The organism is Carnobacterium sp. GW821-FHT04C06 (assembly GCF_059420345.1).
Genome location: NZ_JBWKTN010000001.1, coordinates 219064 through 236495, shown reverse-complemented (window position 1 = coordinate 236495; position 17432 = coordinate 219064). Strand labels below are relative to the sequence as shown.

The following is a 17432-nucleotide window of genomic DNA, read 5'->3' as shown; positions in this document are numbered from 1 at the left end:
CAATGAAATGAGGAAATAATATGGGATTTTTTGATAAAATAAAAAAAGCTTTTACAGGTGAAGAAGTCGAAACAACAGAAGTCACCGAGAAATACGAAAAGGGCTTAGAAAAAACACGTAAAAGCTTTTCAGAACGAATGAATGAATTATTTGCCAACTTTAGAACCGTGGATGAAGACTTCTTTGACGAACTAGAAGAGGTTTTAATAGGCGCGGATGTAGGCTTTGATACCACAATGGAAATTACTGATGCCCTACGTCAAGAAGTAAAATTAAGAAATGCTAAAAATCAAGGAGCCGTTCAAGAAGCGATTATTGAAAAATTAGTCGAAATTTATGAAAAAGGCGAACCTGAAAAACCAGAAATCAACTTAAATCCTGATGGTTTAACGATTATGCTTTTTGTTGGCGTAAACGGAGTAGGAAAAACAACTACAATTGGAAAGTTAGCCCACCAATACCAAGCAGAAGGCAAAAAAGTATTATTAGCTGCAGGGGATACCTTTAGAGCAGGCGCCATCGATCAGTTGGTCGTTTGGGGCGAGCGTGTGGGGGTAGATGTTGTTCATGGCGTACCAGGTGGAGATCCAGCAGCAGTCGTTTACGACGCAGTAAAACAGGCTAAAAGCGAGCATGCGGATATCTTAATGGTAGATACAGCCGGTCGCTTACAAAATAAAGTCAATTTAATGAACGAGCTTGAAAAAATGAAGCGCATTATTGAACGAGAAGTCCCAGGAGCACCTCATGAAGTATTACTGGTACTAGATGCGACAACAGGTCAAAACGCAATGATTCAAGCAAAACAATTTAAAGAAACAACTGACGTCACAGGTCTTGTTTTAACAAAATTAGACGGTACAGCAAAAGGCGGAATTGTTTTAGCAATCCGTAACGAACTGCACATTCCAGTTAAATTAGTCGGACTTGGCGAAGGAATGGATGATTTACAAGAATTCGATCCAAGCGAATACGTTTACGGTTTGTTTAGTCAGTTATTACTAAAAAATGAAGAAAAGTAAAAAAAGTAAAGCTCTAAATTTATTTAGAGCTTTATTTTTCATTTTAAAGAAGAGAGGCAATTTCAACCTTTACCAAAGCAACCTATTCTTTTTTGATAAATTCCTATTTTATAACGAATAACTATTGACTAAAGACTGAAAAATAGGTACGCTAGTGAAGTGTGTAAACTAAAATCACTTGACAGAACGTCTAATAAGAAAGAAGGATCAGAAATGGAAATTGAAAAAACAAATCGTATCAATGGCTTGTTTGAATTTTATGAGTCCTTACTAACTGAAAAACAACAAAATTACATGCAGTTGTATTATGCAGATGATTTTTCATTAGGCGAAATAGCTGAAGAATTTGGTGTCAGCCGTCAAGCAGTGTATGACAACATCAAAAGAACCGAACATATCTTGTTAGAATATGAAAAAAAATTGCATATCGTAGCTGATTTTAAACGCACGGAACAGATTGTAGAAGAATTGGCAAGCTATGTGGAAGCCAACTACTCAACTGATAAAAAGTTAACAACACTTATCCAGCAACTTCAAGATGAAAAAGATGAAAAATAAGGAAAAGGTGAATTTATATGGCATTTGAAGGATTATCAGAACGTCTCCAAGCAGCAATGAATAAAATGCGTCGCAAAGGGAAGATTTCTGAAGCAGACGTAAAAGAAATGATGCGTGAAGTTCGACTTGCATTACTAGAAGCCGATGTAAACTTTAAAGTAGTAAAAGAGTTTGTAAAAACGGTCAGTGAGCGATCTATTGGGGAAGAAGTGTTGGAAAGTCTATCTCCTTCTCAACAAGTGATTAAGATTGTAAACGAAGAATTAACTGCTTTAATGGGCGGAGAACAATCAACGATTCAAACGGCACCAAAGTCACCAACTGTTATTATGATGGTTGGGTTACAAGGGGCAGGTAAAACAACAACAGCTGGGAAATTAGCTAACTATCTAAGAAAAAACCAAAACCGTCGACCAATGCTTGTAGCAGCGGATATTTATCGTCCTGCCGCAATCCAACAATTAGAAACGATTGGGGAACAATTGGATATTCCTGTGTTTTCAATGGGCAATCAAGTTAGCCCCGTTGAAATTGCACAAAAAGGGATTGAAAAAGCAAAAGAAGAGCACCGCGATTTTGTTATTATCGATACAGCCGGTCGTTTGCATATCGATGAAACCTTAATGACTGAATTAACTGATATTAAAGCATTGGCCAACCCTACCGAAATCTTCTTAGTAGTAGATGCAATGACAGGGCAAGATGCCGTTAATGTAGCGGAATCCTTTAATGAACAATTAGACATCACAGGAGTCATCTTAACTAAATTAGACGGCGATACTCGTGGTGGGGCAGCCCTTTCTATCCGTTCAGTGACAGGAAAACCAATTAAATTTACTGGACAAGGTGAGAAGTTAGACGCTTTAGAACCCTTCTATCCAGAACGGATGGCAAGTCGTATTCTAGGCATGGGAGACATGTTGACGCTGATTGAAAAAGCGCAACTTGACTTTGACGAACAAAAAGCCGAAGAAATGACGAAAAAATTAAAAGAAAATAGCTTTGATTTTAACGACTTTATCGATCAAATGGATCAGTTAAATAACATGGGACCATTAGAAGATATTTTAAAAATGATTCCTGGTATGAGCAACGCACCAGGCTTAGATCAAATTAAAATCGATCCAAAAGATACCGCTCGTATGAAGGCCGTTGTTTTATCAATGACACCACAAGAACGCGAAAATCCGGATATTTTATCTCAAAGTCGCCGTCGTCGTATCGCTCGTGGCTCAGGTCGCCCAATTGCCGAAGTAAATCGCATGATCAAACAGTTTAATGAATCTAAAAAAATGATGAATCAAATGTCAAAAGGCAATTTTAATGGCATGGATAATATGTTTGGTAGTGGTATTAAAGGCAAGCTAGGCAAAATGGCCATGAACCAAATGGTGAAAAAAAACAAAAAGAAAAAGAAAAATAAGCGCAAAAAATAAGCGTTAAAAAGCTTGCAACCAAAGTGTTTCACTCTGATTTGAAAAAAAAATCACCCTGTAAAGAAAAAACACTTTACAGGGGAGTGATTTACTGGTAATATATATAAATGTGAGATAGTTATTGGAGGTGTAAAGAGACATGGCAGTAAAAATTCGTTTAAAACGTATGGGATCTAAAAGAAACCCATTTTATCGTATGGTAGTCGCTGATTCACGTTCTCCACGTGACGGACGTTACATCGAAGTAGTAGGAACATACAACCCAGTTGTAAGCCCTGCAGAAGTTAAAGTGGAAGAAGAAAAAGTATTAAGCTGGTTAGCTACAGGCGCACAACCTTCTGATACAGTTCGTAACATCCTTTCAAAAGAAGGTATTATGAAAAAATTCCATGATTCAAAAAACGTTAAATAAAAAGGATGTTTTCTATGGCTGACATGAAAGAATTAATTCTTACAGTTGTTCGTCCTTTAGTCACCCATCCGGAAGAATTGGATATTGTGATTGAGGAATCTAATGAGTATCTTGAGTATCAATTATCGGTTCATCCAGATGATATTGGTAGAGTAATTGGCAAACAAGGTCGCGTAGCTAAATCAATTCGTACGATCGTGTACAGTGTGAGGGTCAATGGACCTAAACGTGTGCGATTATCGATTGTCGAATAGTAAATCCAAAATAATAACGAAAAAACCATTTCAACTGAGATGGTTTTTTATTTTCCCACTATTTCCAAAGAAATCATTGAAAATGACAGAAATAATGCTAGAATATGGTACAATAAATAAGATCAAATAAATGAAAATGAGGGAATTAATGTGTCTGAATTATATAACGTAGGTAAAATCGTCAATACACAAGGGTTAAAAGGAGACGTTCGAGTGATTTCAAGAACGGATTTTCCAGAAGAACGCTATAAAAAAGGAGCAAAATTATTGCTTTGTCAAGACAATAAAGCACCATTAGAAATGACGGTTAACAGTCATCGTAAACATAAGAATTTTGATATTATTTCATTTGTTGACCATCACAATATCAACGATGTAGAAAAATACCGCGATGCTATTTTAAAAATTACATCGGAACAATTACAAGAATTACCGGAGCATGAATTTTATTATCATGAAATTATTGGCTTAACTGTCATAGATGAAGAAGAAAATGAACTTGGCAAAATCAAAGAAATTTTATCACCAGGAGCTAATGACGTTTGGGTGATTCAACGTCCAAAAGGAAAAGATTTACTAGTACCGTACATTGAGGATGTTGTAGTTAAAGTCGATTTAGAAAAACAATTGGTGATCGTTCATTTAATGGAAGGATTGTTGGATTAATGAGAATCGATGTCTTGACGCTATTTCCTAAAATGTTTGAAGGTCCGTTAACAGAGTCAATTTTAGGAAAAGCGATTGAAAAAAAACTGTTAGAAGTTAATGTTGCTAATTTTCGCGATTTTTCTGAAAATAAACATCAAAATGTTGACGATTACCCATATGGTGGTGGTGCAGGGATGTTGCTGACTGCTCAACCTATTTTTAGCGGAATCGAAGCGATTGAAGCAGAAACGCCAACGACTAAAAAAAGAGTGATTCTGTTAGATCCAGCTGGAGTCCCTTTTACCCAATCGGTCGCAGAAGAACTAGCAAATGAAGAGCATCTGATTTTTATTTGTGGGCATTACGAAGGCTATGATGAACGTATCCGGACGCTTGTAACAGATGAAATCTCATTAGGGGACTATGTGTTAACTGGAGGAGAACTAGGTGCTATGGTGATGATAGACGCGACTGTACGCTTATTGCCAGATGTGCTAGGGAATAACTTATCTGCTCAAACAGATTCTCATTCCACAGGCTTATTAGAGCACCCTCAATACACAAGACCTGCCGATTTTAGAGGAATGAAAGTTCCTGAAGTTTTAACTAACGGCAATCACAAATTGATTCACGAATGGCAGGAAAAAGAATCGTTACGTCGAACGTATTTGCGCCGCCCGGATATGTTGGCAGTATTAGACTTAACAAAAGAGCAAGAACAATGGTTAGCTGAAATTAAAGAAGAAGAAAAGTAATGAATGAAGACAACTAGCTGGATTAGTTGTCTTTTTTTAATTGGTAAAAAAGTGAATCAAAAGGGAGGGGATTTAAGGAGTTTTATGTTAATCTAGAGATAGATATTCAATCAAAAGAAATGATAAAAATTGAAGGATAGAAAATGGACATAAAAAACATCACAGGGGGGAATGTGAATGGAAAAGAGTAAAAATAAGTTGTATGGTCAATCAAAACAGCAAGATACCCATGTTAGCAATAAGAAAAAAATCATTTCTATTGATGCAGGACGAAAATATATTTCTAAAGCTGAGTTAAAGAAAATCATCAATCAAGCCAATTTATTGGGATATACAGGTATGGAGCTTATCGTGGGGAATAACGGTTTGCGTTTTTTGTTAGATGATATGACAGTCACAATAAATGAAAAGGTATACAAAAGTGATGAAGTAAGGAAAGCTCTTCTTAAGGGGAATCGACACTACTACGATGACCCAAATGGAAATGCGTTAACTCAAGCTGAAATGGATGAGTTGCTGCAGTTTGCATTAGAAAAAAAGATTGAAATCATCCCTGTCATTAACAGTCCCGGTCATATGGATACAATCATAGCGATTATGAAGGAATTAAAGATTTTAAATCCAGCATTTAAATCGTCAAAAAGTACGATTGATTTAGACAACGACTTAGCTGTGGCCTTTACCAAAGCGATTGTAAAAAACTATGTGGCTTATTTTTCAACTTATGCTGAAATCATTAATTTTGGATGTGACGAATACGCCAACGATGTCGTGGAAGATGGCGGCTGGGTAGCCATTCAAAAACAAGGTACGTATCAAAAATTTATAGCTTATGCCAATGAATTAGCCCTAATGGCTAAAACCTATAAAATGAAACCCATGATCTTCAATGATGGCGTCTATTACAATAATGACGATACTTTTGGTCGTTTTGATAAGGACTTTATAATTGCTTACTGGACATCTGGTTGGGAAAATTACGATGTTGCTATGCCTGAATATCTAGTGGAAAAAGGGCATCCAATTTTAAATACAAATGACGAATGGTATTGGGTGATTGGGAGAAAGACAATAGCAGATGGGTATTATAACTTTAACCAAGCAGTAGAAGGTATCACGCATTTAGAAGCTTCGATGGTTAAAGGAGCCAAAGGTCCACTTGCTACTATTGGGAATATGCAAGGAATCTGGTCGGATGAACCTAACCAGCCACTTGATTTGTCAGATTTATTTAAATTGATGCGCCTTTATTCTGATAAATACTTAAAATGAAGGAACTAGACAATCAGCCAACAGATTATTACCTATTGAAAACCCACGCCAACTCTTTTTTCCAAACAAACCTACAAGCAACGTTAACTGAATTAGGAGTAGAATCAATTGAATTTTGTGGGGCGCAAACAGAATATTGCGTAGATACGACTATTCGAGTTGCCCACAGTTTAGGCCTATCACTGCTGGATGAAAAGTGACTTGCATACGACAGTGGACAGTCCATTATTAACAGCGCCAGTCATCATCGCTCATCACGAAGCAATTTGGGAAAATCATTTTTTAAACTTACTATAAAAAAGGAGAATCATTATGAATCGAATCAATTTAATTTGTCTAGGAGTTACTAATTTAAAAGCATCATTGCATTTTTACAAAGAGCTAGGTTTTCAAACGCCTGAAAAATCAGAAGATCCACAGATTGTGTTTTTTAATAACAAAGGAACGAAATTAGAATTATTCCCGATTGCAGAATTAGCCAAAGATATGAACCTTCCAGAGCCACCTGCTAAAGAAAGTAATGCTTTCAACGGCATCACTTTCGCAATCAATGTAAAACATGAAGCAGAAGTGGATGAATTGATTCAAAAAGCGGCTACATTAGGCGGGGAAATCGTTAAGCCTCCTGAAAAAGTATTCTGGGGCGGTTATAGCGGTTACTTTAAAGACTTAGATGGTTATTATTGGGAAGTTGCCTATGCTGATAGCTGGAAATTTGATGATCAAGACATGTTGATTATTGAATAAAGTCAAAAATAAAATTATCAAGGAAAACCCCTTTACACTAAAGTAGAGATATGATAAACTATTTGAGGTGAGTAAAGAGAAACTTTACTCGATAAACGGTATTCCGCTAAGCCCAATTGGAGGCTTATGAATGGTTGTTGGAAGGAGAAAAAAACATGAGTCAATTAATGGAATCAATCACAAACGAACAATTACGTTCTGATATCCCAACGTTCCGTCCTGGAGATACAGTTCGTGTACACGCACGCGTAGTTGAGGGTACTAGAGAACGTATCCAATTATTCGAAGGCGTAGTAATTAAACGTCGTGGTGCTGGAATCAGCGAAACTTATACCGTTCGTAAAATTTCTGGCGGTGTTGGTGTTGAGCGTACATTCCCAGTTCACACTCCACGTGTTGCACAAATCGAAGTTATTCGTCATGGTAAAGTACGTCGTGCTAAATTGTACTACTTACGTGCATTACATGGTAAAGCAGCTCGTATCAAAGAAGCTCGTCGTTAAGATGAGTGTTGAGACCCTTGAGTATTCAAGGGTTTTTTTGTTGTCCAAAAACTTGCTGAATAGTGATTAGGATGCTACGATAAATAGGAAGAAAAGAAAGGAGCAGAATATGAAAAAAATTGAACGCATTCTCTCAATCATTGTATTGCTGTTAGAAAATGAAGTCATACCAGCTACACAACTAGCTACGCGCTTCAATGTAACCAAGCGCACCATTTTTAGAGATATTGAAACAATTGAAATGGCAGGCTTTCCGATTGTTTCATTTACTGGGAGAAAGGGTGGCTATTCTTTATTAAATTCATTTAAACTTCGTACATATACCTATACAGATGCTGAAAAACAGGATATTTTAAGCGCTTTGCAAATGAAAGAACGATTTATCGAACCAACAGATAAACAACATACAATTAAAGAAAAAATTCATCTAATGCAATTGCATCCATCAAAGGAAATCACGAGTCCACTTATTTCATTTGCGTCTCCAACTCTTCATCGTGCTGAAATAGAAGAGGAAACAAAGCAAAAAAATACTCAATTAACCAATGCCTTACACAACTATTTGAAGCTGACAATTGAGTATGTCAGCAACCAAGGCGAAGGAACTGAACGAACAATCCATCCTTATGAATTGATGCTGCTAAATGGCAGTTGGTACGTGCATGCGTATTGTGAAAAAAGAGCAGCATTTAGACACTTTAAAGTGACAAGAATACGGAAAATGACTATTTTGGATCAACACTTTGACCTACAAATACCACCTACAAAAAAAGAACTTCTCACAGGTGAGTGGGTCAAATTATATTTTAAAAAGGATGAGCTAGGAAAACTTTACGATTATTACACCCAAGATGAAATTCGAGTAGTAGATAATCACGTTGAGGTAACTTTTTTTTCAGAATATCAAAAGCATTTAATTCCATTTTTACTTATGTTTGGAAATGGAGTACAAGTGATAACACCACTATCTTTAAAAAAACAACATCAAGCAGCAATCATTCACTTACAAAAAGCGTATTCAAGTAATTGAACGATGACAGCTACTTGTCATCATTTGTGGGTTACATTGATATTGAAAAGAAATTATTTAATTAGAAAAGGGGAAAAATACCTATGAAACCAATTAGAAATATAGAGGTTGCTGCTGTTTTTAAAAAGTATCCAAAAATTTATCGTACACCATTATTAGAAATAAGGCAGCTTATTTTTGATACAGCTGATGGTATAGCAGAAGTTGGCGAAATTGAAGAGAGTTTAAAATGGAACCAACCGAGCTACGCAACCAATCAAACAAAATCAGGCACGCCGATTCGAATTGATCGATTTGGTGAACATCAGATAGCACTTTTTATTCATTGCCAAACAACCTTAATTGAAGAGTTCAGACCTTTATTTAACGGTACGTTTGAATTTTCTAAAAATCGGGGAATCCTCCTTGATCCTCAAAAAGAACTTCCTATTCAAGAATTGGCCTTTTGTATTGAAAAAGCATTGACGTACCATCTAGTTTGAACTTAAAGAAACGGACAATGGATGAATTATTTAAATGTAAAAAAAGAAACCCCCACTAATTATGGAGGCTAGAAAAAATTATTTTTTGTATTATTCGAAGTTAAAATAAGGATTCCATGTCATGATGTCTAAATAGTCATCATTTGTATCTCCTGTTATAGAAGTATTTTCGACAACTTTTGAGTTATAAGCAACTCTATAAGTGACTGTTCCCCCAGACATATTGGTAAGGCTAATATTGATTGTATTAAAACCAAGCCGATGCTTCGGATCTAAATTTTTTAAAAATTGTGATGATACGTAACCTACAGTACCTACATATGGTGGCACAAAATCTTGTCCATCATCATATCTTATTGTCTTAACTACTGCTTCAGTGGTATCTTCTTGTGTTTTTACTTGGAAGGCTAAAAGAGTAGAATGTTTTTTATCTTTAAATAAGCTTTTTTTTAAATTATAGGATTCTCCATTTTCAAGAGTAACCATTTTAACATCGGTTGTGATTCTAGTACTAGGGTGCAATGCGTCCCTTTCAATCGTTGTTTCTTGAGCAGTTGCTGTGCGGGTAAATACGAATGCTGAAAATAAACTTAATCCAATAATTAATAATTTAATTTTTTTCATTTCAAAATCCCCTTTTATATTCACCTGAGTGAATTATTTATATTAATCATATACCTACAGTTATTTATTGTCAAGATAAAAAAACATATATTTTTTATTTTAATAATCTAATTTTTTAACAGTTTTAATCCCTAAAAAAATACTTACAAATAAAGTATAAACCAATATCTTTAAGGGAATGAAGGGAAAAAATAACTTAAAATTCAAAGAAATAAACAGAACCCTAGTTTTTATCCAAGGTCGGTGCTATAATAGTTTTAAATTCTTTATGAAAGAACAGCTTTTTATGAATGAAGGGGTCTAGTAAAAATGAGAAATTATTATTTTTTGGAATACGGTAGTTCAAAATGTGTTTCAGTGGTAGAAAATGACTTAGAAGAACGCTTTAAATTAGAGTTCAATAAGCATGGCGATCACCTATTAGGAAGCTGTATTAATTATTCAGGAAAGTACGCTGACCAAATGTTGATTAAACAGAATTTATACGGCGAAGAATGGCAATATCCTGAACATAAAGAGTATGAAACCATTGTTGCAATCAGTTTCGTTGAAGGACGAGACAAAGAAAAAATGAACAAGATTGAAACGATTAAAAAATGGTTTACTGAATTAGAGCATGTACAACTTTTAAAAGAAGAAACACTTAAAGGTTAAAAATAGAGAGTGAACATTTCGTTATTTTAACAAATGTTCCTTTTTTTCTTAAATAATTGACTATAAAAAGGAGTTTAACAATGACTGCTATCCGAGCATTTGAAGAATTACTTAGAGCAAAACAAATCCCATTAGTTAAATCAACAGAAAATTCCAATGAGACTTCTTATAGTGGGAGTTTTCAAGCAAGCCCTGAAAATGAAATCCTTTTTGACATTGTCTTCAAAGAAGCGACAAAACAAACGGATGTTACAATCACTTATCATCAATTAATAGCGTGTTCTAATGAAGACAATCGTCTTCAACTAGTAGCGTTAATCAATCAATTAAACCAAGAAAAAACCTCTTATTATCGTTTAGTTTTAACAAATGAGGGAGAAGTTTCTTTATTATTTGAAGGTCGAACAGGAGAAGAGATTTTACCACTTTATGAAATTTTATTAGTAGGTTCTTCGCTATTAAGTGATTTGATGAGGGAATTAAAATTCGGCTTAGTTTAGGGGGGGGGCATCTCAGTGAATCAAAACGAAAAAAGTATTTATCAAACAACAGCCATTAATGAAACTGGAGTTGCTGGTGTTGCGTATATTGAAGGCAGTGAGGGCTGGAAAGTAAACGTGTCTAGTCCAGTCAGTAAAGAGCCTGGGACGAACCCAGAAGAATTGCTAGCATTGGCATATAGCACCTGTTTGAATGCAACGGTTGAAACAATTTTAAAAGAGCAACAACAGCCTAAAAAAAGCTCAGTCAAAGTAACGATTGCACTGATTCCTGAAACAATCGGGTATCATTTTAATGTAACAGCAAAAGTATTTATTGAATCTCTTAGTCAACCTGAAATTCAAGAAATAGTTGAATTAGCCGATCAGCGATGTCCCATTTCTAAACTGATGAAGGGCAGTCAAACAGTCACTGTAATGGCCACAACGACTCCATAAAAATAGCACCTAAATCCTTTAACGGTTTAGGTGCTATTTTGTATTTTGCTTAGCGGAAGTTCGTAAATTGCAACTCAACTTTTAAATCAGCATCTCTAAGTAATGAAATGACTTGTTGCAAATCGTCACGACTTTTACCTGTGACGCGAATTTGGTCATCTTGAATGGTGCTTTTAACTTTAATGCCAGATTGTTTAATCAAGGTATTGATTTTTTTTGCATTTTCTTTATCAATCCCACTAATTAAATCAGCATGTTGACGAACATTTCCGCCAAAGGCTTTTTCGCTTTCACCATAATGAATATTTTTAGTTGGGACATCACGTTTAATTAATTTACTCGTTAAAATATCTTTAACTTGACCAATCTTATACTCATCTTCAGAGACAAGAACTAATTGATTTTTTTCCAGTTTAATTTCGCTAATAGACCCTTTAAAATCAAAGCGATTGGTAATTTCTTTTTTTGCAAGTGCAATTGCATTTTTTACTTCTTCTTGGTTGATTTCCGATACAATATCAAAACTAGCTTCTTTTGCCACTAAAAAGTCACTTCCTTCCTTTATTTCACAATTCATTGAACGCTTACATTCTACCATTTTACAGTCAAAATGTGAAGAAGCTAAGAAAACGAAAAAACTCAGTAAATTTTTCTTTCTTTATGTTGAAAAACTTGTTATATTTTAATCTGATAAATCGATTGGAGGTTTCTTTAGTGGCAAAATTAAAAGTTCCCAATATGTGGGCAGAGTTTTCAAAAAAAATGTTCTTTATTTTCTTTGCAGCACTAACAAATGCAATTGCGTTAAATAATTTTTTGATCCCAGCAAGAGTGTATGGCGCTGGTTTAAATGGGGTTTCACAGTTGATTTCCTCGTCTCTTTTTGACTTTGCTCATATTCATGTCAGTACAGGACTTTTAATTATCTTGTTCAATGCACCAATTGCTTTACTCGGTTGGTACAAAATTGGACGTGATTTTACGCTGTATAGCTTTATGACGGTTGCGTTAATGTCGATTTTTTCAATGATTTTTCCCATTATTGAATTAACTCCAGATCCTATTATGAATGCCGTTGCAGGTGGCGTAATGAGTGGCGTGGGGATTGGTTGTGCGTTGAAGTACGGATTTTCAACAGGCGGAATGGATATCATTTCAATGGTATTGTCTAAAACAACTGGACGCTCGATTGGAAGTTTAATGTTTGGCATTAATTTAATCATCATTTCAACAGCCGGTTTTGTTTATGGATGGGAATATGCATTGTATACATTACTATCCATCTATGTGATGACTAAAGTTGTCGATACGATTCATACGAGCCATCAAAAAGTAACAGCCATGATTGTCACAAAACACAGCGACGAAATGATCAAAGCCATTAATGATAAATTAATTCGTGGCATTACAGTGATACCAGCTAAAGGCGGCTATACTGGAGACGATAGTGCCGTTTTAATGATCGTTATTACGCGTTATGAATTGTACGATCTAGAAATTGCAGTTAAAGAAACCGATACAAGTGCTTTTGTTAATATTTTACAAACGAATAAATTGATTGGCGAATTTTGGGATACAGATCAGCAAAAACGTCAAAAAGAGCAATTATAAATTAAAAAGGTTCAAAGGAATTTTCCTTTGAACCTTTTTTTATGTGACACTTCTAAATTTAAGCTAAGTGTAAGTAATTTTCTAAATAAGAGGCAAGACCATCTTCATTATTTGTTTTTTGAGTGATATCATTCGCAATCGATTTTAATGCATCAATTCCATTTTTCATGACAACGCCATGTCCAGCATATTGAATCATTTCATAATCGTTGTCCTCATCTCCAAAAGCGATGATATCTTGCTGTTTAAATCCGTATGCATCAGCGATACACTCAACCCCAAGAGCCTTTTGAACACCAGCAGAAACAATCTCTAAACAAGGTGTGTCGCCGCCCCAAGTTCGAATCTCAATCGAATCGCCATAGCGAGTAATTAATTCATTGGTGATGGAAGCTTGGTTTTCTTTTTTAGTAAAGACACAAACAGAAGTTGGATCATCTTTTAAATTCTTAGCTGTTAATGTGTTCGTTCCTTTTTTTCCATCTGGGAAAAAATCTTTGTTAGGCATATAAAATTGATCCGCATAAACACTGTCTTTTACTTCAGCTGCAATCATGTCAATTTCCATATGTTTTTTTAGCGAAAGCATGTCTAAAGCGATATCACGATGGAGCGTTTTATGGTATTGAGCAGCCCATTCTAATTCATGTGGCATGTGACAAAGCGCACCATTGAAATTGACAATCGGTGTATCTAAGCCTAATTGTTGGTAATATTGTTTACTAATACGGTACGGACGACCTGTTACAATTGAAATCATATGTCCTGCATGTTGAGCTTTTTTAAAGACTTCGATTGTTTTAGGGGTAATTTTTGATTCGTTGTTTAGTGTCGTGCCATCTAAATCGATGGTAATTAATTTTTTAGTCATACATACCTCCAGAAGATTAATTTTCACAAAAAAGAGTACTCTTATGTTAAAATCAACTAAGAGAACTACTAATAGTGTACCATAAAATGAAAACATTTGTGACGTACTTTCATAAAAGAAAAGAGGAAAAGAAAATGATTGTAGTAAAACATGTCGTTGTAGCAGAAATTCCTTTGTTAGAAATGGTTGAATCTGATATCGACCACCAAAAGCTCCCAACTGTCTTGTTTTATCATGGTTGGGGAAGCTGTAAGGAAAGTGCGATGGTAAATGGGTATGAACTGGCAAAACATGGATTTCGCGCGGTATTACCAGAAGCGTATTTACATGGTGAACGAAAAGAAGGCACCTTGAATGAGGAAGCGTATATGGAATTTTGGCAAGTTGTGGCACATAGTATCGAAGAATTCCCAACGTTAACTGATTATTATATTTCAAAAGGTTTAACAGACCCTAATCGAATAGGTGTAACGGGTTTATCAATGGGAGGCATTACAACCTGTGCTTTACTCACACAATATCCTTCCATCAAAACAGCCGTTTGTTTGATGGGCAGCCCGGCACCCGTTTTATTTTCAAGATGGTTATTAAACTCTTCATGGGCGGAGGGTTTAAATATTGACGAAGCGAACTATCAAGCAGAATTGGAGCAATTAAAGCCGATTGATTTAAGCTTACAGCCAGAAAAGATAGCCGGTCGATACTTGCATTTTTGGCATGGAACAGCAGACAATACCGTTCCATACCAACCAACCCTTGATTTTTACGAAAGAGTGATCAATGAGCAGCCTGAAGCAGCAAAACATGTTAGCTTTACCTCCACAAAAGGTGCAGGCCATAAAGTACCGTATGAAAGCTCAGTTGAAATGGCGACATTCTTTGCGAAACGCCTTTAAGAATTATCTTATTGAGAGATTTACTTTTTTTCTGAAACACGGTATGATAGTGTGGAACTTACGTGGAGGTGACGTTTATGACAGATGAAAATAAAAATTGGTCGCAAGAAGAAATAGATGGAATCAAAGAACGAATTATTCAAGCATTAGAACAAGTAATCGATCCAGAGCTAGGAATTGATATTGTGAACCTAGGCTTGGTTTATGAAGTAGAATTAGAAAATAACGGTCACTGTATTGTAAAAATGACGTTAACGACAATGGGATGCCCATTAGCAGACGTTATCACCGATCAAATTATGACAGCCTTAAAAGACGTACCAGAAGTAACCAAATCAGAAGTGCAGTTGGTTTGGTATCCTGCGTGGACAACGGATAGAATGAGCCGTTATGCACGGATTGCGTTGGGGATTAGATAATTTAATTGAAGATTAATCCTTCTGTAGTGTCAAAAAACTCTTTCACTAACACTTAGTTGTTAGTGAAAGAGTTTTTTTGAAAAATAAAATTGGTTAAGCAAGCAAATGGTTTGGAGGACACTGCATTGAAAAATATAAAATTAATTAGTCTAACCAGTCTATTAACAACTCTAGTAATAGTAACGATCTACACTATTTTAAATTCTCCATTATTTTTTGATCCACCAGATAGTTACCGTGAGCATGGAACGTCAGCAACTGGAAATTTTATCAGAATTGATGAGGAGTACACGATAAATACGACGAGTGCAATAACTTCAAGCTTGTATTACAAGACCGGCACAGCAAGCTCTATTCCTAATATTGTTGAACAGGTCAATCAGGTGAATTCAGATAAAACTTATATAATAATTAGGTCGGTTTCTGATAATTTTTATAGTTTTTTTAATAAAAAATATCGGTACTATATCGTGAAAAAGACAAATCAACAAGTAGTTTCTTTTGAAACAGAAAAAGAATTTGTAGCTGAATGCCAAAAACTTAATATTTACCCTAAACTAAAGAGCTTAGATAAGTTCGATTGGTACAATAGCGAGGAAGCATATTAGCTAAATTTTTATATTTGATGAACTTAAAGCTTATCTCTTTCTCTTATTATTAAGATTCGTTAGTATTTCTAATATTTTTTTGAAACCGCTTTACAAAAGAGAGTCGTGTAGATTAATATTAATGTAAAAGGAGGTTCATCATGAAAAAAATCGGCTTTGTATTAACAGTCAGCACTGGAATAAATTATGGTTCAATATTTTCTGTACCACTTATCAAGAATCACGATGATTTGAAAGAGTATTTTTCTAAGTATTACGACGTTTCAATTAACTATATTAGGGATAAAGACGCAGTTGATTATTTGATCGTTCCTAAACCCTTTACGCCGTTTGATAATGAAAATAATCTCCCAATAATCGAAGTACCAGCAATCTTATTTATGGAAAAGGATTTTGAAAAAATCAAAACGTATATTGACAATTATTTTTCTGTTAATCCTTAAAAAGATAAAAGAAAAAGTACTCTTATGTTTTTTTGCGGTTGTCAAGCTTCGAGAAGCGGATATTTTCAATAGGAAGAAGTCTGATAAAAAACGGAAAATGTTGAAGAGTTCTAAAACTCTCGTAAATGTCATTTTGAAAAAAACTGTCCAAAATAAAAGAGCTACAAATTAACTTAGTCAACAATTACAGCTTTTTTGCATGACTGCTAATTGTATTATTAAGTTTTCAATTTAGAATCTTTAAAAAGAATCTGTTGAACAACCAAATCATGGTATAATGTGAATGTAAAACGAATACATTCACAAGGGGGAAAAGAAATGCAAGAAAAGAAAACATTTTATTTAAACGGTTACTTAGGCATTGTTTTACTCATTTTACTAGGTTTGTTTGGAGCATTTTTAGGATTTAATGGAGTTGTCAATGAAAATATCGGCTTAATTGTAGCAGGAGCTTTATTTTTAATTATTGCGTATTTATTTTTCACATCGCTAACGATCGTAGCACCCAATCAAGCCAAAGTCATTACCTTTTTTGGAAAATACCTAGGAACCATTCGAGCAAATGGCTTATTTATCACAGTTCCTTTAACTCAAAAAGCAATGATTTCGTTACGTGTTCGTAATTTCAATAGCGCCAAGCTTAAGGTGAATGATGTGGATGGAAATCCCATTGAAATAGCAGCAGTGGTCGTTTTTAAAGTAGTAGACACTGCCAAAGCTTCTTTTGATGTTGATTTCTATGAAAATTTTATTGAAATCCAAAGTGAAACGGCAATTCGCCATGTAGCGACAAAATATCCTTATGATTCATTTACCGATCAAGACATTACATTGCGAGGAAATGCTTCTGAAGTATCGGAAGAACTAGCCCAAGAATTGCAAAATCGATTAGAAGTGGCGGGTGTTGAAATTATTGAAGCACGTTTAACACATTTAGCGTACTCAACTGAGATTGCTAGTGCCATGCTACAACGTCAACAGGCAAAGGCCATTTTAAGTGCCCGTCAAATTATTGTTGAGGGAGCGGTAGGCATGACACAACTAGCCATTGCCCAATTAGAAGAGCAGTCTGTCTTAAAATTAACGGATGAACGTCGCCTGCAATTAGTTAACAATTTATTAGTGTCTATTATTACGGATAAAGGAACGCAACCGGTTATCAATACTGGAGATGTCGAATAAATCTTTTAGCATGGGAGTCATTTCCATGCTTTTTTTGTTGCAGTTCAAGGAAAATAAAAGGATTATC

Annotated in this window: 25 protein-coding genes; 22 read left to right on the top strand and 3 right to left on the bottom strand. The window is 35.1% G+C overall.

Features of this window, described 5'->3' with window-relative positions; translation table 11 throughout:
• Positions 1 to 20 precede the first annotated feature (20 nt).
• The 13 genes from ftsY to AC07SW_RS01095 all read left to right on the top strand — a co-directional run bounded on the left by ftsY (position 21) and on the right by AC07SW_RS01095 (position 9119).
• A complete protein-coding gene (gene ftsY / locus AC07SW_RS01155) occupies positions 21 to 1022 on the top strand; it encodes a signal recognition particle-docking protein FtsY (protein ID WP_034569448.1) in 1002 nt (333 codons plus the stop codon).
• Between the two features lie 213 nt (positions 1023 to 1235).
• On the top strand, positions 1236 to 1580 hold the full coding sequence (locus tag AC07SW_RS01150; RefSeq protein ID WP_034569450.1) for a putative DNA-binding protein: 345 nt from the start codon (positions 1236 to 1238) through the stop codon (positions 1578 to 1580).
• Between the two features lie 17 nt (positions 1581 to 1597).
• On the top strand, positions 1598 to 3016 hold the full coding sequence (ffh, locus tag AC07SW_RS01145) for a signal recognition particle protein (protein ID WP_034569452.1): 1419 nt from the start codon (positions 1598 to 1600) through the stop codon (positions 3014 to 3016).
• 139 nt (positions 3017 to 3155) lie between these two features.
• Complete coding sequence (gene rpsP, locus AC07SW_RS01140; protein ID WP_034569454.1) at positions 3156 to 3428, top strand: 30S ribosomal protein S16; 273 nt, start codon at positions 3156 to 3158, stop codon at positions 3426 to 3428.
• A 14-nt stretch (positions 3429 to 3442) separates the two neighbouring features.
• Positions 3443 to 3682 carry a KH domain-containing protein gene (locus AC07SW_RS01135; RefSeq protein ID WP_034569457.1) on the top strand — a complete coding sequence of 80 codons (240 nt, stop codon included), beginning with the start codon at positions 3443 to 3445 and terminating at the stop codon, positions 3680 to 3682.
• A gap of 150 nt (positions 3683 to 3832) precedes the next feature.
• Positions 3833 to 4348, top strand: a complete 516-nt coding sequence (gene rimM, locus AC07SW_RS01130; protein WP_034569459.1) for a ribosome maturation factor RimM — start codon at positions 3833 to 3835, stop codon at positions 4346 to 4348.
• Positions 4348 to 5085: a tRNA (guanosine(37)-N1)-methyltransferase TrmD gene (gene trmD, locus AC07SW_RS01125; protein ID WP_135023767.1), complete on the top strand. Its 738-nt coding sequence runs from the start codon at positions 4348 to 4350 to the stop codon at positions 5083 to 5085. The genes rimM and trmD overlap by 1 nt, the downstream gene beginning before the upstream one ends.
• A gap of 177 nt (positions 5086 to 5262) precedes the next feature.
• Complete coding sequence (locus tag AC07SW_RS01120; RefSeq protein ID WP_463684515.1) at positions 5263 to 6357, top strand: beta-N-acetylhexosaminidase; 1095 nt, start codon at positions 5263 to 5265, stop codon at positions 6355 to 6357.
• Positions 6354 to 6557 carry an isochorismatase family protein gene (locus AC07SW_RS01115; RefSeq protein WP_135023763.1) on the top strand — a complete coding sequence of 68 codons (204 nt, stop codon included), beginning with the start codon at positions 6354 to 6356 and terminating at the stop codon, positions 6555 to 6557. The genes AC07SW_RS01120 and AC07SW_RS01115 overlap by 4 nt, the downstream gene beginning before the upstream one ends.
• A gap of 112 nt (positions 6558 to 6669) precedes the next feature.
• Positions 6670 to 7104 (top strand): VOC family protein, encoded by a 435-nt coding sequence (locus AC07SW_RS01110; RefSeq protein ID WP_135018582.1) that lies wholly within the window; start codon positions 6670 to 6672, stop codon positions 7102 to 7104.
• Positions 7105 to 7259: 155 nt separating this feature from the next.
• Positions 7260 to 7607, top strand: a complete 348-nt coding sequence (gene rplS / locus AC07SW_RS01105; RefSeq protein ID WP_034573490.1) for a 50S ribosomal protein L19 — start codon at positions 7260 to 7262, stop codon at positions 7605 to 7607.
• Positions 7608 to 7716: 109 nt separating this feature from the next.
• On the top strand, positions 7717 to 8637 hold the full coding sequence (locus AC07SW_RS01100) for a helix-turn-helix transcriptional regulator (RefSeq protein WP_135023760.1): 921 nt from the start codon (positions 7717 to 7719) through the stop codon (positions 8635 to 8637).
• An 83-nt stretch (positions 8638 to 8720) separates the two neighbouring features.
• The gene (locus AC07SW_RS01095) at positions 8721 to 9119 is read left to right on the top strand and encodes a DUF1801 domain-containing protein (protein WP_135023757.1); all 399 of its coding nucleotides are present in this window, start codon (positions 8721 to 8723) and stop codon (positions 9117 to 9119) included.
• A 90-nt stretch (positions 9120 to 9209) separates the two neighbouring features.
• Here AC07SW_RS01095 and AC07SW_RS01090 read toward each other — a convergent pair whose 3' ends face one another.
• Positions 9210 to 9743, bottom strand: coding sequence for a hypothetical protein (locus AC07SW_RS01090; protein WP_311780135.1), 534 nt, complete (start codon positions 9741 to 9743; stop codon positions 9210 to 9212).
• A 309-nt stretch (positions 9744 to 10052) separates the two neighbouring features.
• On the opposite strand from AC07SW_RS01090, the gene AC07SW_RS01085 reads away from it, so the two are divergent.
• From AC07SW_RS01085 to AC07SW_RS01075, 3 genes are all read left to right on the top strand, one after another.
• Positions 10053 to 10397, top strand: coding sequence for a hypothetical protein (locus AC07SW_RS01085; RefSeq protein ID WP_034569475.1), 345 nt, complete (start codon positions 10053 to 10055; stop codon positions 10395 to 10397).
• Between the two features lie 80 nt (positions 10398 to 10477).
• Positions 10478 to 10897, top strand: coding sequence for a hypothetical protein (locus tag AC07SW_RS01080; protein WP_494632098.1), 420 nt, complete (start codon positions 10478 to 10480; stop codon positions 10895 to 10897).
• Between the two features lie 15 nt (positions 10898 to 10912).
• Positions 10913 to 11335: an OsmC family protein gene (locus tag AC07SW_RS01075; protein WP_463684521.1), complete on the top strand. Its 423-nt coding sequence runs from the start codon at positions 10913 to 10915 to the stop codon at positions 11333 to 11335.
• Between the two features lie 49 nt (positions 11336 to 11384).
• Here the strand turns inward: AC07SW_RS01075 and AC07SW_RS01070 are convergent, their stop codons facing one another.
• Positions 11385 to 11876, bottom strand: coding sequence for a YajQ family cyclic di-GMP-binding protein (locus AC07SW_RS01070; protein ID WP_034569481.1), 492 nt, complete (start codon positions 11874 to 11876; stop codon positions 11385 to 11387).
• A 173-nt stretch (positions 11877 to 12049) separates the two neighbouring features.
• On the opposite strand from AC07SW_RS01070, the gene AC07SW_RS01065 reads away from it, so the two are divergent.
• Complete coding sequence (locus AC07SW_RS01065) at positions 12050 to 12946, top strand: YitT family protein (protein ID WP_236707202.1); 897 nt, start codon at positions 12050 to 12052, stop codon at positions 12944 to 12946.
• Positions 12947 to 13004: 58 nt separating this feature from the next.
• Here the strand turns inward: AC07SW_RS01065 and AC07SW_RS01060 are convergent, their stop codons facing one another.
• On the bottom strand, positions 13005 to 13817 hold the full coding sequence (locus AC07SW_RS01060; protein ID WP_119908106.1) for a Cof-type HAD-IIB family hydrolase: 813 nt from the start codon (positions 13815 to 13817) through the stop codon (positions 13005 to 13007).
• Positions 13818 to 13951: 134 nt separating this feature from the next.
• Here AC07SW_RS01060 and AC07SW_RS01055 point away from each other — a divergent pair, with 134 nt between their 5' ends.
• From AC07SW_RS01055 to AC07SW_RS01035, 5 genes are all read left to right on the top strand, one after another.
• Complete coding sequence (locus AC07SW_RS01055; protein WP_494632097.1) at positions 13952 to 14713, top strand: prolyl oligopeptidase family serine peptidase; 762 nt, start codon at positions 13952 to 13954, stop codon at positions 14711 to 14713.
• A 77-nt stretch (positions 14714 to 14790) separates the two neighbouring features.
• Entirely contained in the window at positions 14791 to 15132 is a 342-nt protein-coding gene (locus AC07SW_RS01050) for a metal-sulfur cluster assembly factor (protein WP_034569488.1), read from the top strand.
• Positions 15133 to 15257: 125 nt separating this feature from the next.
• Positions 15258 to 15740: a DUF3997 domain-containing protein gene (locus AC07SW_RS01045; RefSeq protein ID WP_494632096.1), complete on the top strand. Its 483-nt coding sequence runs from the start codon at positions 15258 to 15260 to the stop codon at positions 15738 to 15740.
• Between the two features lie 140 nt (positions 15741 to 15880).
• Positions 15881 to 16183 (top strand): hypothetical protein, encoded by a 303-nt coding sequence (locus AC07SW_RS01040; RefSeq protein ID WP_034569493.1) that lies wholly within the window; start codon positions 15881 to 15883, stop codon positions 16181 to 16183.
• A gap of 318 nt (positions 16184 to 16501) precedes the next feature.
• A complete protein-coding gene (locus tag AC07SW_RS01035; RefSeq protein ID WP_034569495.1) occupies positions 16502 to 17365 on the top strand; it encodes an SPFH domain-containing protein in 864 nt (287 codons plus the stop codon).
• Positions 17366 to 17432 lie beyond the last annotated feature (67 nt).

Coding starts and splice junctions, on each gene's coding strand:
- AC07SW_RS01050 (WP_034569488.1), top strand. CDS start 14,791: ATGACAGATGAAAATAAAAATTGGTCGCAAGAAGAAATAGATGGAATC.
- rpsP (WP_034569454.1), top strand. CDS start 3,156: ATGGCAGTAAAAATTCGTTTAAAACGTATGGGATCTAAAAGAAACCCA.
- AC07SW_RS01040 (WP_034569493.1), top strand. CDS start 15,881: ATGAAAAAAATCGGCTTTGTATTAACAGTCAGCACTGGAATAAATTAT.
- rplS (WP_034573490.1), top strand. CDS start 7,260: ATGAGTCAATTAATGGAATCAATCACAAACGAACAATTACGTTCTGAT.
- AC07SW_RS01085 (WP_034569475.1), top strand. CDS start 10,053: ATGAGAAATTATTATTTTTTGGAATACGGTAGTTCAAAATGTGTTTCA.
- AC07SW_RS01060 (WP_119908106.1), bottom strand. CDS start 13,817: ATGACTAAAAAATTAATTACCATCGATTTAGATGGCACGACACTAAAC.
- ftsY (WP_034569448.1), top strand. CDS start 21: ATGGGATTTTTTGATAAAATAAAAAAAGCTTTTACAGGTGAAGAAGTC.
- AC07SW_RS01110 (WP_135018582.1), top strand. CDS start 6,670: ATGAATCGAATCAATTTAATTTGTCTAGGAGTTACTAATTTAAAAGCA.
- trmD (WP_135023767.1), top strand. CDS start 4,348: ATGAGAATCGATGTCTTGACGCTATTTCCTAAAATGTTTGAAGGTCCG.
- AC07SW_RS01135 (WP_034569457.1), top strand. CDS start 3,443: ATGGCTGACATGAAAGAATTAATTCTTACAGTTGTTCGTCCTTTAGTC.
- AC07SW_RS01090 (WP_311780135.1), bottom strand. CDS start 9,743: ATGAAAAAAATTAAATTATTAATTATTGGATTAAGTTTATTTTCAGCA.
- AC07SW_RS01120 (WP_463684515.1), top strand. CDS start 5,263: ATGGAAAAGAGTAAAAATAAGTTGTATGGTCAATCAAAACAGCAAGAT.
- AC07SW_RS01035 (WP_034569495.1), top strand. CDS start 16,502: ATGCAAGAAAAGAAAACATTTTATTTAAACGGTTACTTAGGCATTGTT.
- ffh (WP_034569452.1), top strand. CDS start 1,598: ATGGCATTTGAAGGATTATCAGAACGTCTCCAAGCAGCAATGAATAAA.
- AC07SW_RS01115 (WP_135023763.1), top strand. CDS start 6,354: ATGAAGGAACTAGACAATCAGCCAACAGATTATTACCTATTGAAAACC.
- AC07SW_RS01150 (WP_034569450.1), top strand. CDS start 1,236: ATGGAAATTGAAAAAACAAATCGTATCAATGGCTTGTTTGAATTTTAT.
- AC07SW_RS01095 (WP_135023757.1), top strand. CDS start 8,721: ATGAAACCAATTAGAAATATAGAGGTTGCTGCTGTTTTTAAAAAGTAT.
- AC07SW_RS01100 (WP_135023760.1), top strand. CDS start 7,717: ATGAAAAAAATTGAACGCATTCTCTCAATCATTGTATTGCTGTTAGAA.
- AC07SW_RS01055 (WP_494632097.1), top strand. CDS start 13,952: ATGATTGTAGTAAAACATGTCGTTGTAGCAGAAATTCCTTTGTTAGAA.
- AC07SW_RS01080 (WP_494632098.1), top strand. CDS start 10,478: ATGACTGCTATCCGAGCATTTGAAGAATTACTTAGAGCAAAACAAATC.